This is a genomic window from Jeotgalibacillus proteolyticus (genome assembly GCF_002926065.1).
Classification (GTDB): domain Bacteria; phylum Bacillota; class Bacilli; order Bacillales; family Jeotgalibacillaceae; genus Jeotgalibacillus; species Jeotgalibacillus proteolyticus.
In genome coordinates this window covers 149,975-162,588 of record NZ_PREZ01000002.1, presented here as the reverse complement: position 1 = coordinate 162,588, position 12,614 = coordinate 149,975, and the positions used below count along the sequence as shown (strand labels likewise).

Annotated in this window: 16 protein-coding genes; 12 read left to right on the top strand and 4 right to left on the bottom strand. The window is 43.4% G+C overall.

Annotated elements, in window-relative coordinates:
• Positions 1-30: 30 nt before the first annotated feature.
• On the top strand, positions 31-1,311 hold the full coding sequence (locus C4B60_RS04495; protein WP_104056820.1) for a Y-family DNA polymerase: 1,281 nt from the start codon (positions 31-33) through the stop codon (positions 1,309-1,311).
• On the top strand, positions 1,312-1,644 hold the full coding sequence (locus tag C4B60_RS04490; RefSeq protein ID WP_245153870.1) for a YolD-like family protein: 333 nt from the start codon (positions 1,312-1,314) through the stop codon (positions 1,642-1,644). It begins immediately after the preceding gene.
• 38 nt (positions 1,645-1,682) lie between these two features.
• Here C4B60_RS04490 and C4B60_RS04485 read toward each other — a convergent pair whose 3' ends face one another.
• Entirely contained in the window at positions 1,683-1,898 is a 216-nt protein-coding gene (locus C4B60_RS04485) for a CDGSH iron-sulfur domain-containing protein (RefSeq protein ID WP_104056819.1), read from the bottom strand.
• A 124-nt stretch (positions 1,899-2,022) separates the two neighbouring features.
• Here C4B60_RS04485 and C4B60_RS04480 point away from each other — a divergent pair, with 124 nt between their 5' ends.
• Positions 2,023-2,343, top strand: a complete 321-nt coding sequence (locus C4B60_RS04480) for an iron-sulfur cluster biosynthesis family protein (protein WP_104056818.1) — start codon at positions 2,023-2,025, stop codon at positions 2,341-2,343.
• A gap of 26 nt (positions 2,344-2,369) precedes the next feature.
• Here the strand turns inward: C4B60_RS04480 and C4B60_RS04475 are convergent, their stop codons facing one another.
• On the bottom strand, positions 2,370-3,299 hold the full coding sequence (locus C4B60_RS04475; protein ID WP_104056817.1) for an alpha/beta hydrolase: 930 nt from the start codon (positions 3,297-3,299) through the stop codon (positions 2,370-2,372).
• A gap of 35 nt (positions 3,300-3,334) precedes the next feature.
• Positions 3,335-4,228: a hydroxymethylglutaryl-CoA lyase gene (locus tag C4B60_RS04470; protein WP_104056816.1), complete on the bottom strand. Its 894-nt coding sequence runs from the start codon at positions 4,226-4,228 to the stop codon at positions 3,335-3,337.
• 129 nt (positions 4,229-4,357) lie between these two features.
• Here C4B60_RS04470 and C4B60_RS04465 point away from each other — a divergent pair, with 129 nt between their 5' ends.
• From C4B60_RS04465 to C4B60_RS04450, 4 genes are read left to right on the top strand one after another with little or no spacing between them, the layout of a single operon-like run.
• On the top strand, positions 4,358-5,542 hold the full coding sequence (locus C4B60_RS04465) for an acetyl-CoA C-acetyltransferase (RefSeq protein WP_104056815.1): 1,185 nt from the start codon (positions 4,358-4,360) through the stop codon (positions 5,540-5,542).
• 17 nt (positions 5,543-5,559) lie between these two features.
• Positions 5,560-6,249: a CoA transferase subunit A gene (locus C4B60_RS04460; protein ID WP_104056814.1), complete on the top strand. Its 690-nt coding sequence runs from the start codon at positions 5,560-5,562 to the stop codon at positions 6,247-6,249.
• 28 nt (positions 6,250-6,277) lie between these two features.
• Positions 6,278-6,940: a CoA transferase subunit B gene (locus C4B60_RS04455; RefSeq protein WP_104056813.1), complete on the top strand. Its 663-nt coding sequence runs from the start codon at positions 6,278-6,280 to the stop codon at positions 6,938-6,940.
• A 53-nt stretch (positions 6,941-6,993) separates the two neighbouring features.
• Entirely contained in the window at positions 6,994-7,248 is a 255-nt protein-coding gene (locus tag C4B60_RS04450; protein ID WP_104056812.1) for a YqkE family protein, read from the top strand.
• A gap of 69 nt (positions 7,249-7,317) precedes the next feature.
• Here C4B60_RS04450 and C4B60_RS04445 read toward each other — a convergent pair whose 3' ends face one another.
• Positions 7,318-8,244: an aldo/keto reductase gene (locus C4B60_RS04445; protein ID WP_104056811.1), complete on the bottom strand. Its 927-nt coding sequence runs from the start codon at positions 8,242-8,244 to the stop codon at positions 7,318-7,320.
• A 130-nt stretch (positions 8,245-8,374) separates the two neighbouring features.
• Here C4B60_RS04445 and C4B60_RS04440 point away from each other — a divergent pair, with 130 nt between their 5' ends.
• The 5 genes from C4B60_RS04440 (at position 8,375) to deoB (ending at position 12,589) form a co-directional block, all read left to right on the top strand.
• Positions 8,375-8,947 (top strand): NUDIX hydrolase, encoded by a 573-nt coding sequence (locus tag C4B60_RS04440; protein ID WP_104056810.1) that lies wholly within the window; start codon positions 8,375-8,377, stop codon positions 8,945-8,947.
• Between the two features lie 109 nt (positions 8,948-9,056).
• Complete coding sequence (gene spoIIM / locus C4B60_RS04435) at positions 9,057-9,695, top strand: stage II sporulation protein M (protein WP_104056809.1); 639 nt, start codon at positions 9,057-9,059, stop codon at positions 9,693-9,695.
• Between the two features lie 113 nt (positions 9,696-9,808).
• Positions 9,809-10,279, top strand: coding sequence for a ferric iron uptake transcriptional regulator (gene fur / locus C4B60_RS04430; RefSeq protein ID WP_104056808.1), 471 nt, complete (start codon positions 9,809-9,811; stop codon positions 10,277-10,279).
• A 137-nt stretch (positions 10,280-10,416) separates the two neighbouring features.
• Positions 10,417-11,304, top strand: a complete 888-nt coding sequence (xerD, locus tag C4B60_RS04420; protein WP_104056806.1) for a site-specific tyrosine recombinase XerD — start codon at positions 10,417-10,419, stop codon at positions 11,302-11,304.
• A gap of 100 nt (positions 11,305-11,404) precedes the next feature.
• Entirely contained in the window at positions 11,405-12,589 is a 1,185-nt protein-coding gene (deoB, locus tag C4B60_RS04415; RefSeq protein ID WP_104056805.1) for a phosphopentomutase, read from the top strand.
• The last annotated feature ends 25 nt before the right edge of the window (positions 12,590-12,614 follow it).

Below are 12,614 nucleotides of genomic sequence, written 5' to 3'. Positions count from 1 at the left end.
AAGAACAAACGTTCGCAGGTGGTGATGTAAATGATTGATTATACCATGATGCCAAAGCGCCAGATTCTGTGTGTGGATATGCGGAGCTTTTATGCAAGCTGTACGGCAGTAGAGAAAGGACAGGATCCTTTGACTTCACGCATCGCCATTGTGGGGGATGAAAATCAAAAAGGAAGTGTTATTCTGGCAGCTTCTCCCCGGTTAAAAAAAGAATTTGGCATCCGAACAGGCTCAAGGCTGCATGAGCTTCCAAGCGACCGCCGGATTCAGCTGCTTGAGCCTAATATGGCACAGTACTTAAGGATCTCCACAGAAATAACCAAGCTTTTTCATCGCTATGTGCCAAAGGAATCAATTCATATTTACAGTGTGGATGAAAGCTTTTTACAGGTGGACGGCACGAGCGCCCTCTGGGGGGATGCGTGGGAAGTGGCAAAGCACATTGCTGATGATATGATGCGCGAATTCGGACTGCCCTGTGCTATTGGCATCGGTCCGAATATGCTGATCGCAAAGCTGTGTCTTGATATTGACGCAAAGCGCAATGGAATTGCTGAATGGAAATACACAGATATTGAAAAGAAGCTGTGGCCTATTACGCCTCTTTCAGCTATGTGGGGAATTGGCAGGCGCATGGAAGTGCGGTTAAACAAAATGGGCATCTTTTCAGTAGGGGACCTCGCTAACGACAGTCTTGAGCGGCTTGAAAAAGAGTTTGGCATAATGGGAAACCAGCTGTACTATCATGCTCATGGCGTTGATTTATCAGAGATTGGCGCTCCTATAATGGAGGGGCAGATAAGCTTTGGCAGAAGTCAGATTCTGCTGCGGGATTATACCGCAATCGGAGAAATTGAAAGTGTAGTGCTTGAAATGTGTGAAGAAGTAGCGAGAAGAACGCGAAAGCATCATCTGGCAGCGCGTACGCTGCATCTTGGGATCGGCTACAGCCGCCTGGCGACAGTGTCCTCCTTTCACCGGTCACGCTCCTTATCAGAGCCTACAGCCATTACGATGGAGCTTTACCGCTTGTGTCTTGCGCTGCTTCATGAAAATTTAGAGCCGCAGCCTGTGAGGAAGATTTCAATTTCGCTTACCAATCTTGTCCCTGACCATTCGCTGCAAATGGATTTATTTAATCCAAAGCGAAACCTCGCCCATAAGCTCGGCTATACGATGGATGCCGTGCGGGAGCGCTATGGCTCGGCTTCCCTGCTGAGAGCTGTTTCCTATACAGAAGCCGGCACCTCAAGAAGAAGGGCGACCCTTATCGGAGGACATAAATCAACAAAAATAAAAAAGGAGGGGTAAATGATGCTTCGTGACCGTGGAACCATAAAATGGACAGCCATGATGCTGCCGGAGCATGTAAAAATGATTCGGCAATGGGCAGAAAGTGACCAGTATGAAGAGCAGGCAGAAGTAGATGAACAAAGGGCAGAGGAGTGGAATGAACTTCTTGCGCTTGCGATAGAAGACGCACTTTTAGTTCAGGTTACCTTTTACCAGGGACAGAACTATACCCAGGCAGCAGGCAGCGTTATGGGAGTCGATCCTTTTGCACAAACGATTAAGCTTTTGGACCAGTCTGATCAGGTTAAAGTAATTAAGCTTAAGACGATCCGTTCAATTGACCGGATCTAAAGAAAAACTCCCAGCCGTTATGACTGGGAGCCTGAACATTATTCCTCATCCAATACTTTTTCTGCACGAACGCATGAACTGAATTTACCTTTATGAGACGCGTCGCAGAAAGGCATGTTTTTTGACATGCCGCACCGGCACAATGAAAACACCGGCTTTGTTGGAAAACGGTTTCCCTCAGCATCCACCAGCTCAACCTCTCCCGACACCCGCAAAGACCCGTTATCCATTACCTTAATTTGTACTTTTTCCATTACACTACCCCCATTATAAAATAGCTGTCTATTTTCGATGCTACTGGAACGGGGAGCAAAAAGCAAGATACTCTGAAAAACAGTCAAACCCTGCTATACTAAACCAAATAGGAGGGATGATGACATGCAAATTACCATTACAGAAGCTGCGGCCGAACAAATTAGGCTGAAAATGAACCGTGAAGAAGGATACCTGAAGCTAAAATATGATACGGAAGGAACCGGCTGTGTCCTGAATGGCGTGCCCATTTTATGGTATGTAGAAGAGCCCGAAGAAGGGGACGTCACCATTGAAACCAACAGCATGCCTATTTTAGTAGAAAAAATAAAAATGGTTTTTTATGATAAAGAGCTTAAAATCGATTACTCCGACAAGGCAAAAATGTTTCAATTAAAAAGCCCCGGACAGACGATAAACGGAAGAATGTCATTTAAAAATCAGTAAAAAATGCCCGGCTGTAAGCCGGGTGTCTATAATCCATTTTCCTCTAAAAAATCGTCTACACATTTACTATACTCCTCTTCATTAGCCGTAAAGGACTGGGCATGCTCGCCGTTTTCAGCGATGTAGAGTTTTTTTGGTCCTCTTTTTAATTCAAATAACGATTCGGTCATATAAGCGGGAATGAATCCGTCGTTTTTGCTATGGATGAACAGCACCGGTTTTTTAATTTTTTCAACGGCAAGCTTTGGAGACACTGACTGAATGGTGTAACCATCCCGGAGCCTGATGAAAAAGTCGGCAAGTGAAACAGCAAATCTTGAAGCCCGCCCATACTCCTTTTTTTTGGTGATCATATAGACAAGCTGTTCACTAAAATCAGAGAAGGGGCAATCTGCGATATAAAAATCGGCCCGGTCTTCTACAGTCCCTGCATATAAAAGCATGGTGGCAGCTCCCATTGATTCTCCATGAATTCCGAAAATGACATCTTCTCCTGCGCGTTCAATCAGTTCATCAATTACTGCTTTTAAATCAAGCTTTTCATAAAATCCGAAGCTAGTGGTTTTACCGCCTGAATCGCCATGACGGCGCTGGTCGTAAATGATCGCATTAAATCCTTTGGAAAGAAAAAGGTTCATATATTTAATTGAATTAGTTTTATTTTCAGTGACCCCATGGCAGAAAATGATATATCGATTCGTGGGATGAGGGTGAACAAATATGGCTTTAATTTGATATCCGCCAGGGGATTTGACCCACACCTCCTCTTTAGGGAGGGTATCGTATTCCTCTAAAATCAGCCATTTAGCAGAGATTTCTCTTTCAAGAATAAACTGATCCTCTTTTAAAGCCATATACATAATCCGGTTTGATAAGTAATAGCCGAGACCGGCGGCGGCAGCTCCTGCTAGTCCTGCGAGACCCCCTGCAAGTAAAAAACGTTTTTTTCCTGTCATCCCATCACCTCTGAAAATCATGATTGCTATACATTTTATTGATTCATTTTATTAATATAGAAGCCACTCGTAATTTCCCTTGATACATAAGGTTTCACAATAGCAATAGCCTCTATCAGAATGTCCGGATTAATCCCTGTATCTATGCCCATCTCATGCAGCATATAAACCACATCCTCAGTAGCTACGTTTCCGCTAGCGCCAGGCGCAAACGGACAGCCTCCGAGTCCTCCTGTTGAGCTGTCAAAGCGGTCAATGCCGGCAAGAAGGGCAGCGTAAATATTGGCAAGCGCCATTTTTCTAGTATCATGAAAATGGGCTGTCAGTAAAACAGAAGGCAGCTCTTTTTTTAACAGGCTAAAAAGGGAATAGGATTCAGTAGGGGCTGCCCTGCCGATCGTGTCAGCCACGCTCAGCTCGTCCACTCCTGCTTCAGCAAACCTCCTGCATAAAGCAAGTGTTGCCAATGGATCGATTTTTCCTTCGTAAGGGCAATGAAAGGCTGTGGAGATGCATGCCCGGACGAAAATGCCTTTAGACTTCAGCTCAGCAATTTGAGGCAAAAGCCCAAGCATCGCATCTTCAGTTGTTTTATTTATATTTTTTTGATTGAACGAAGAGCTGACGCCGATAAAAACCGCCACTTTGCGGGCTCCTGAATCAAGAGCTGCCTCTATACCTTTTTTATTTGGAGCAAGCACAATACTGCCGGCTGCTGATCCTGCAGCTGCCATAATTTCTTTCGCATCGAGCATTTGAGGAACCCACTTAGGCGAAACAAAAGAAGTGATCTCCATTTCCTGAAAGCCTGCTTTCCACAGCTTTTGAATAAATGCGGTCTTTGTTTCTGTTGGCACAAACTGCGGTTCGTTTTGAAGACCATCACGTGGGCCCACCTCAATAATCGTTGCCCGGTTTGGAATATTCATCTTTTTACAACCCCTTAGAAAGTAAATTAATTAATTTTATCGTATCAGAAAGTTTTATAGCGAAAAAGAAGGAATTAAAGCGTTTTCATAGAATGACTAATACTGAAGCCCATTTAAGGAGGTTACATCATGACAAGAGAAGCTGTGATCGTAAGTGCTGTGAGAACAGCCATTGGAACATTTAACGGTGCGCTGAAAGGAATAAGCGCCACTGCCCTTGGAGCTATTGTCATTAAAGAGGCAATAGCCAGAGCAGGAATCAAACCCTCAGAGGTAAATGAAGTAATTATGGGAAATGTACTGCAGGCAGGACTGGGTCAGAATCCTGCACGCCAGGCCGCCATTGAAGCTGAGCTGCCTGAGTATGTTTCTGCCATGACAATAAACAAAGTATGCGGTTCAGGGCTGAAATCAGTCCATCTGGCTGCACAGGCTATTATGACAGGCGATGCTGACATCGTCATTGCAGGCGGAATGGAAAATATGAGCAGGGCCCCATATCTTCTGCAAAACGGGCGGGAAGGTTTTAAAATGGGCGATCAAAAGCTTGTAGACAGCATGATCAAGGACGGATTATGGTGTGCATTTAATGATTACCATATGGGTCAGACCGCTGAAAACTTATGTGACCGTTACTCGTTAACGCGTGACGAGCAGGATGAATTTGCTGCAGGAAGCCAGCAAAAGGCAGTAGCAGCAATTAACAGTGGAAGATTTGATGATGAAATTGTTCCGGTTGCCATACCGCAGCGAAAGGGAGATCCTATTTTATTTACTAAGGACGAGTATCCGAGAGAGGGCACGACAAAAGAGTCGCTCGGCAAGCTCCGTCCTGCCTTTAAAAAAGAAGGCTCTGTTACAGCAGGTAATGCGTCTGGTATTAATGACGGGGCAGCTTGCGTCGTTGTAATGGCAAGAGAAAAAGCAGAAGAGCTGGGATTAACGCCTCTTGCTGTCATTGCCGGAAACGCAAGTGCGGGAGTTGACCCGAGTGTAATGGGTCTTGGCCCGGTAGGTGCGGTAAAAAAAGCGCTTGAAAAAGCTTCCCTCACACTTGAAGAGCTGGAGCTGATAGAAGCAAATGAAGCATTTGCTGCTCAATCGCTTGCAGTTGACCGTGAATTATCATTTAACTGGGATATTTTAAATGTTAACGGCGGCGCGATTGCTCTTGGGCATCCAATTGGGGCAAGCGGAGCGCGGGTTCTTGTCACGTTAATACATGAAATGCAAAAAAGAGATGCGAAAACAGGGCTTGCCACATTATGTATTGGCGGAGGCCAGGGCGTAGCAACTGTTTTAAAAAGACCGTAGAGGGAGGGGAGCAGAAAATGAAATCAATTTATCAATCTGCAGAAGAGGCAGTTTCCCATGTGAAAGATGGTGATACCATTATGGTAGGAGGATTCGGCCTGTGCGGAATCCCTGAAAATCTGATTATAGCCCTGCGTGATTCCGGGGTAAAAGATCTGACTGTCATTTCAAATAATTGCGGGATAGACGATTGGGGGCTTGGGCTGCTTCTTCATAATAAACAAATTAAAAAAATGATCGGTTCCTATGTAGGGGAAAATAAAGAATTTGAACGGCAGGTTTTATCGGGAGAGCTTGAGGTTGAGCTTGTTCCGCAGGGAACTCTTGCTGAAAAAATACGTGCAGGAGGAGCGGGCATCCCTGCATTTTACACGCCGGCGGGAGTAGGAACACCGGTGGCGGAAGGAAAGGAAGTCCGTGAATTTAACGGTAAAGAATATGTTCTGGAAGAAGCCTTCAAAGCTGATGTAAGTTTTGTGCGCGCCTGGAAGGGTGATAAAATGGGTAATCTTGTTTACCGAAAAACTGCTAGAAACTTTAATCCGATGATTGCAGCAGCGGGTAAAATTACGGTTGCGGAAGTAGAGGAGCTCGTTGAAAAAGGCAGCTTTGACCCTAATGAAGTCCATACCCCAAGCATTTATGTCCAGCATTTGTTTCAGGCTGAACAGGAAAAGCGCATAGAGCGCAGAACAGTTTCAAATTAAGGCGTTAGGCAGAGAGGATGAGCAGCGAATGGATAAGAAAAAGGTACGTGAAACAATCGCCAAAAGAGCAGAAAAGGAAATTAATGATGGTGATTATGTGAATTTGGGGATAGGAATGCCAACGCTTGTTGCCAACCACCTCGCAGAGCATAAGGAGGTTGTTCTTCAATCTGAAAACGGTCTGCTTGGAATCGGCCGTTACCCGAAGGAAGAGGAAGTGGACGCTGATTTAATTAATGCCGGAAAGGAAACCGTAACCGCTGTGAGCGGGGCAGCCTACTTTGATAGTGCCGAATCCTTTGCCATGATTCGCGGCGGACATGTGGATATTGCGATCTTAGGCGGCATGGAGGTTTCTGAAAATGGAGATCTTGCCAATTGGATGATTCCCGGAAAAATGATTAAGGGAATGGGGGGCGCAATGGATCTGGTTCATGGGGCAAGAAAAATTATTGTGATTATGGACCATGTCAACCGCGATGGGAAACCGAAAATATTAAAAACATGCTCTCTTCCTCTGACAGGGAAAAATGTGGTCGACCGTATCGTTACAGAAAGAGCGGTTATTGATGTGACAAATGAAGGCCTCACGCTGGCTGAAGTTGCGAAAGGCTACACGGTTGAGGACATTCTAGAATCAACAGAGCCGGAACTGAAGGTTTCAAATACAGTCGTAATGGATGCGTATTAATTTTCTTCGAACTCTCCTTTGAAGTACAATTAAAAAGCTACAGGAGGGGTTTTATGAAGAAAAATAGAAAACAGCCAAAACAGCCGAAACAGCGTGATGAAAGAAAACCAACATTAAAGGATTCACTAAACAACGATTTGCTGACAAAATTGCAGGAAACAAAAAAAGATTTAGTGAATGAAGAAAACCGGCGGGCAGAAGAAGAAAAAAAGAAAAAGGCAGAGGCCAAAAAGCGAATAGAGCAGAATAAGTCATTTGAAGAGCTGCTCGAAGAAAGCGGAATGGACTGGCGGGATTATAAGAAATAAGAAAAAAGATCTTTAAAAATAAGCTGCACCCTTAATGAGGGGTGCAGCTTTTTAGTGATTCTACTACAATTATAGTCTGTGCTCTGCATATCCTTTATTGTTTGTCAGCTCTCTTAGCAGCTCATATTCTTCCTCAGAAAGCGGGTCCCCTGAAATCGCTTCAATATTTCTTTTTATTTGATCAGGTGAGCTGGCACCCGTAATGATCGAAGCGACTGCAGGATTTGCTGCGTTAAATTTAAGAGCGAGCTCATTCATAGTGCGCATAGAGCTGAATCGTTCATAAAGCGTTTCTAGCGTGTATTCGAGCGCTTCAAACGTATAGTGAAGGTAGCCGTCTTCCTTAACGCTGTCACTGACTTTTGACAGCAGCTTCTCGGTTAAAATACCTTTAGCAAGGGGCCCTCTTGTAATAACAGAGATATTGTTTTCATTGAGAATTGGCAAAGCCTGCTCCTCCGGACGTCTGTCAAGCAAACTGTATTGCATCATATTGGACACGATCGAGGACTTCTCAGCATATTCCTTTATGACGTTAGGCCGGATGGAGGAAATGCCGTATTCTCTAATATAGCCTTCCTTTTTTAGCTGTTCAAAAGCTTCAATTGTTTCATCGATAGGGTCGTCCAGCGTGCCGCCATGCAGCTGATAAAGATCAATATAGTCGACCTGGAGACGCTTTAAACTGGATTTGACCTGCTCGGTTATGTAGGATTTTGAGGGGTCCCATTGCCAGCCTTCTTTTCCTTCCTCCCATCTGTTGCCTACTTTGGTTGCGATCACGACCTCATCCCGAACATGTTTTAACGACTTCCCGACGATTTCTTCATTTACGCCAAAGTCATACAAATCAGCGGTATCAAAATAAGTAATACCGCCTTCAAGCGCAGCTTCAATAATTGCCTGGGCTTTCTTTTCATCTCTTCCTAAAGACATGCACCCAAGTCCGAGGATTGAACTTTTAAGTTCGGATGAACCTATTTGTCTTTTCTCCAATATAATCATCTCCTAAATAGTGATAGTACTTGTATTCTCTTTCTCTCTTTTATTCAAACACGATTGAAAAGCCCCATGAAGGGGGAAAGGACTGTTACAATAAAAAATGTGTAATAAGGAGGAAGATGAAATGAAAAAATTCGAAGAAAAAACGGTAAATAAAGACGTGCTTTATGAAGGGAAGATTATTACGCTGCAAGTAGAAGAGGTGGAGCTGCCAAACGGAAAAACCTCTAAAAGGGAAATTATCAAACATCCGGGAGCAGTCTGTGTGATCGCTGTAAACGGTGAAGGAAAGCTTATTATGGTGGAGCAATACCGGAAAGCCTTTGAGCGCTCGATTTTAGAAATCCCTGCGGGTAAGCTTGAGCCCGGCGAGGAACCGATTATTACTGCAGCAAGAGAGCTTGAGGAAGAAACAGGCTACGGCTGTGACCGTCTAGTTCATCTTCAATCCTTTTATACTTCTCCGGGCTTTGCAGATGAGCTGGTGCATGTTTTTGAAGCAAAGGGTTTGTATAAAATTGAAAATGCCAAGGGTGCCGATGAGGATGAATTTGTTGAGCTCCATGAAATAACACTGGAAGAAGCAGAGGAGTGTGTAGCTGATCAGCGTATATTCGATGCGAAAACTGCCTACGCTGTTCAATATTTACGCCTTCAAAGAATTTTAAGGGAACAAGCTGAAAGTAAGCTGAATTAAGAAAGCGAAAATCTGACAGATGAGGCTGGGAGAAAATTTTAGAAAGTGACTCATGTTAATCCTGCCCTTTTCATACAATGAGGAGAATTTAGTGTGAAGGGGGCATTCCATGAAAAAAACATTCACTCGTACAATCGTCTACCATATTCAGCAGCATGCATCCCTGTATATTTTTGTGATGGCGCTCTTATGCGGAGGAGTTTTAACCGGGGCTTTATTAGTTAATAAATTGTCCGTTGAGCAGCTCCAGCCGCTGCTTAATCCGTTTATTGCTTTTGAGACGGGTGAAAAACAAAGCATTCTTACTCTTTTAAATGAGCATGTAAAAGGATATATATTGTTAGATATGGCCTTTATTTTTATTATCTGGTGCACTGGTTTTATGTTAATTGGACTGCCTGTTGCATGGCTTATCGTTTTTGCAAAAGGAATGATGTTCGGATTTACCACAGGACTGTTTATCTCTCAATACGGCTGGGAAGGCCTTTGGATTGCCATAGGGGTTGTGCTGCCTCAGAATCTGCTTTTGATTCCTGTATATGTTATTGTCTGTGTACATGCGATAAAAATCACGCTGCATCTGTGGAGAAGGGTAGTAACAAGGCAGGCATTCACACCTACATTCCGCACGGCGAGCTTAAATTACACAATTTTGTTTGGTTTTATGCTTATGCTGGTCGTCTTTGGCGGAGTGATTGAAGCCCTGATTCCTCCTTATTGGATAAAATGGTTTCATCCTAACAGTTAAATAGATTAATTATTATTTAATAATCATTTTAATTTCTTTATTGTAATAATTATTGTTTGCATTCATCCTCCCTTTTGTTATAATGTTCATGATAAGGCGAGGGAGGGCAAATCATGGAAAGCAGAATAGAAAGAATCAAAAAACAACTGCATTCAGCGAGCTATAAACTAACGCCTCAGCGTGAAGCAACAGTAAGAGTACTTCTGGAAAATGAGGCAGACCACCTAAGCGCTGAAGATGTATACCTCCTCGTAAAGGAAAAGGCGCCTGAAATCGGGCTGGCTACTGTTTATCGTACACTTGAATTATTAACTGAATTAAAAGTTGTAGATAAAATTAACTTTGGTGATGGCGTTTCCCGCTATGATCTTAGAAAAGAAGGAGCGGCTCATTTTCATCATCATTTAATCTGCCTTGAGTGCGGAACTGTTGATGAGGTTCAGGAGGATTTGCTTGAGGATGTAGAGGATATAGTTGAACGGGACTATAATTTTAAAATCAAAGATCATCGCCTCACCTTTCACGGCATCTGTCATAGATGTAATGAACGGAAGGATCAGGATGATGCTGCAAATAAAAAATGAAGCCATGCGGATTGCATGGTTTTTTGTTTTTCTCAGGGCCAACATAGCAATATTACGGTTTTCGACAATGAAAACGGATGACTTTAAAATGAAAGCGTACTACAATAGGGTTATAGGTACGACTAGGGGGCGTGAGAATGAAGGATCAGCTTCTTGATTATATACAGTTTATGGTAGTTGAAAAAGGATTGTCAGCCAATACCGTTCAATCATACGAACGTGATTTAAAAGCATATATAACTTATATGGATAAAGTGGAGCAGGTTTCTTCTGTGTGTGAAATAAAACGAGTACATATTCTTCAGTTTTTTGCTCATTTAAAAAATCAGGGCAAATCTGCAAAAACGATTGCACGACATACTTCCTCCATCCGATCCTTTCATCATTTTTTGATACGTGGCAGAAGGTGTGATCAGGATCCCACAGAGCACCTGGAGACCCCTAAGTCAGAAAAGACACTTCCAAAAGTATTAAATATTGAAGAGGTGGAAGAGCTTCTTCAGGCAGCGGATTTGTCTAAGCCAAGCGGCTACAGGGATCGCGCCATGATGGAGGTTTTGTATGCAACCGGGATGCGGGTAAGTGAGCTGATCAGCCTCGATGTCGATGATGTCAATCTGGAAATGGGGTTTATCAGATGTATCGGAAAAGGGAATAAGGAAAGAATTATTCCGATTGGCAAGGTTGCTTCTGAGGTGCTTGAAACGTATATCCGTCATACAAGAAACCAGTTCCGCCATGCTCAAACTCAAGCGCTTTTTCTGAATCAGCATGGAAACCGTCTGACCAGACAGGGGTTTTGGAAGATTTTAAAGGCGCTTGCAAAAAAATCAAAAATTGAAAAAGAGCTGACGCCTCACACTCTAAGGCATTCATTTGCTACTCATTTAATTGAAAATGGCGCCGATCTCAGGGCTGTGCAGGAAATGCTTGGACATGCCGACATCTCAACGACTCAAATTTATACACATGTATCGACAAAAAGAATAAGGGAAGTCTATTCACAGTTTCATCCGAGAGCCTAATTCTCGGTTTAATTTAAGTTGTCAGACTTCAGACGATCATCTTGTCAAACTCTTATATCCATAGGTAAAATAGAAGCGGAACGTTCAAGGAGGACATAAAATGACAAATTATAAATATAAACGTGTACATTTAGTAGTAATGGATTCAGTAGGAATTGGCGAAGCGCCGGATGCAGAAAAATTTAATGATCTTGGCTCAAATACGCTAGGCCATATCGCTGAGCATATGAAGGGTCTGAAAATGCCCAATATGGCGAAGCTTGGGCTGTCGAATATTGAACTGGTACAGGGAATTGACAAAGCAGAAAAGCCTTTGGCATATTGGACGAAAATGGCAGAGGCCTCTGTCGGAAAAGACACAATGACCGGGCACTGGGAGCTGATGGGGCTGAATATTGATAAACCCTTCAGAGTTTTTCCGGAAGGATTTTCAGAGGAGCTGATAGCACTTCTAGAAGAAAAAACCGGACGAAAAGTAATTGGCAATAAACCTGCAAGTGGAACTGCTATTTTGGAGGAGCTTGGGGAAGAGCATATGAAAACAGGAGCAATCATTGTGTATACATCAGCAGATCCTGTTCTTCAAATCGCAGCTCATGAAGAAGTTATTCCGCTTGAGGAATTATATCGCATTTGTGAGATCGCACGCGAAATCACTTTGGATGAAAAATATTTGGTAGGACGTATTATTGCCCGTCCTTTCATCGGAGAATCGGGAGCTTTCAAACGTACATCCAACCGTCATGACTACGCGCTTAAGCCATTTGACCGCACTGTCATGAATGAACTAAAAGACAGCGGTCTGGATGTCATTGCAATAGGGAAAATTGCTGACATCTTTAATGGAGAAGGAGTAACCGATTCTTTGCGCACAAATGACAATATGGATGGAATGGACAAGCTTATTCAAACTTTTGACCGTGAGTTTACCGGGTTGAGCTTTTTGAATCTTGTTGATTTTGATGCGTTATTCGGTCATCGCCGCGATCCGGAAGGGTATGGAAAGGCCCTTGAGGAATTTGATGCGCGTCTGCCGGAGGTCTTTGAGAAAATGACCGATGACGACCTGCTTATTATCACAGCTGATCATGGTAACGACCCTGTTCATGAAGGGACCGATCACACCCGTGAATTTGTTCCATTGCTCGTCTACTCCAAGCGTTTTAATGGCGGGGAAAAGCTGGATATTCGTGAAACATTTGCAGATGTCGGAGCGACAATCGCTGACAACTTCAAGGTTAAGCAGCCTGCATTTGGAACAAGCTTTTTGAACAGTCTTACTTAATTAACCTGGGAAAAGAGGAATAGAA

Bases quoted from the DNA above. Each gene is read 5' to 3' on its own strand.
- C4B60_RS04485 (WP_104056819.1), bottom strand. From the start codon at position 1,898: ATGGAAAAAGTACAAATTAAGGTAATGGATAACGGGTCTTTGCGGGTG.
- C4B60_RS04460 (WP_104056814.1), top strand. From the start codon at position 5,560: ATGAAATCAATTTATCAATCTGCAGAAGAGGCAGTTTCCCATGTGAAA.
- deoB (WP_104056805.1), top strand. From the start codon at position 11,405: ATGACAAATTATAAATATAAACGTGTACATTTAGTAGTAATGGATTCA.
- fur (WP_104056808.1), top strand. From the start codon at position 9,809: ATGGAAAGCAGAATAGAAAGAATCAAAAAACAACTGCATTCAGCGAGC.
- C4B60_RS04475 (WP_104056817.1), bottom strand. From the start codon at position 3,299: ATGACAGGAAAAAAACGTTTTTTACTTGCAGGGGGTCTCGCAGGACTA.
- C4B60_RS04450 (WP_104056812.1), top strand. From the start codon at position 6,994: ATGAAGAAAAATAGAAAACAGCCAAAACAGCCGAAACAGCGTGATGAA.
- C4B60_RS04495 (WP_104056820.1), top strand. From the start codon at position 31: ATGATTGATTATACCATGATGCCAAAGCGCCAGATTCTGTGTGTGGAT.
- C4B60_RS04470 (WP_104056816.1), bottom strand. From the start codon at position 4,228: ATGAATATTCCAAACCGGGCAACGATTATTGAGGTGGGCCCACGTGAT.
- C4B60_RS04490 (WP_245153870.1), top strand. From the start codon at position 1,312: ATGATGCTTCGTGACCGTGGAACCATAAAATGGACAGCCATGATGCTG.
- xerD (WP_104056806.1), top strand. From the start codon at position 10,417: ATGAAGGATCAGCTTCTTGATTATATACAGTTTATGGTAGTTGAAAAA.
- C4B60_RS04480 (WP_104056818.1), top strand. From the start codon at position 2,023: ATGCAAATTACCATTACAGAAGCTGCGGCCGAACAAATTAGGCTGAAA.
- C4B60_RS04440 (WP_104056810.1), top strand. From the start codon at position 8,375: ATGAAAAAATTCGAAGAAAAAACGGTAAATAAAGACGTGCTTTATGAA.
- C4B60_RS04465 (WP_104056815.1), top strand. From the start codon at position 4,358: ATGACAAGAGAAGCTGTGATCGTAAGTGCTGTGAGAACAGCCATTGGA.
- C4B60_RS04455 (WP_104056813.1), top strand. From the start codon at position 6,278: ATGGATAAGAAAAAGGTACGTGAAACAATCGCCAAAAGAGCAGAAAAG.
- spoIIM (WP_104056809.1), top strand. From the start codon at position 9,057: ATGAAAAAAACATTCACTCGTACAATCGTCTACCATATTCAGCAGCAT.